At 66.9% G+C, this 985-nt stretch carries 2 protein-coding genes; both read right to left on the minus strand.

The window, feature by feature from the left end:
• Nucleotides 1-48 precede the first annotated feature (48 nt).
• A complete protein-coding gene (locus SAZ01S_RS23300) occupies nucleotides 49-258 on the minus strand; it encodes a sigma factor-like helix-turn-helix DNA-binding protein (RefSeq protein WP_084584704.1) in 210 nt (69 codons plus the stop codon).
• On the minus strand, nucleotides 255-985 hold a 731-nt coding region (locus tag SAZ01S_RS23305), incomplete at its 5' end, for an ArdC family protein (protein ID WP_139810228.1). The genes SAZ01S_RS23300 and SAZ01S_RS23305, both read right to left, overlap by 4 nt.

Below are 985 nucleotides of genomic sequence, written 5' to 3' on the forward strand. Positions count from 1 at the left end.
CGGCGGCGTACACCTCGACCGGTTGCGCCGGGCGAGGTGTAGCATCCCTCACGGCTGTTTGCCCCGCGCTGCACGGTCGAGCGCGATGATTACGCGGGTGATGGTCTGCTCGACCTCCGCCACCGTGCAGCTATGCAACTCGGCCGTTTCGACGTAATCCCGGTCATCGAACCGCACCGATCCGAAGATAGCCCGATCGCGCTCCGGCAGCGCACGAAAGGCGCGGCGCATCCGCCGCAGACGAAGCCAGCGCATCATTGCTCCGCCTCCTCATCCGACGTGAACCCAAGCAGGTAATCAGCCGCCTTGCTGGCCGCGCTCGCCGCCCGGAAGATCGCCTTTTCGTCCTGCCGCAGCACGGCCAACCAGCTGCCGACATAATCAGCGTGCCGAATGGTCGGCCGAATCGTCAGCGACGCGCAGGTGAACGCGCTTGCCATCTCGGCAACCAACTCCTCACGGGCATAGGCGGCACTGCCGAATGCGCCGGACTGGTCGCGGTCAAGGCGGGAGCGATGCCCGGTCCAGTGCCCCAGTTCGTGCAGCACAGTGCGATACCAGTTGATGCGGTTGTAAAAGGCGAGCTGCGGCGGCACCGCGACATAGTCGCCGCCTGGGCTGTAATAGGCTTCGCCACCCCCGATCCGGATATCGGCACCGCACGCCTCCAACAGCGCATGCGCAGCCGGGATGCGATCCGTTTCCGCCACCGGTTCGGCCTGCTCCAACCCCGCCATCTGCTCGGGCAGCCCCTCGCACTGATCGACGTTGAACACGGTGAACCGCTTGAGGAACGCCAGCTGCCGCGCCTCGCGATCCTCGTCGCGTGCCCGCTCGGCTTCGTCCTTCGGGGTGAAGCGATCCGCATAACAGATCGTCGTCCCCCGCTCGCCGCGTCGCACGCTCCCGCCCGCCGCCTGCGCCTGCCGAAAAGTCAGCCAGCGCTGCGAGGCATAGCGCCCCTCGATCACCGCCGCCCAGAGAA

It is taken from the genome of Sphingomonas azotifigens NBRC 15497 (assembly GCF_002091475.1).
Classification (GTDB): domain Bacteria; phylum Pseudomonadota; class Alphaproteobacteria; order Sphingomonadales; family Sphingomonadaceae; genus Sphingomonas; species Sphingomonas azotifigens.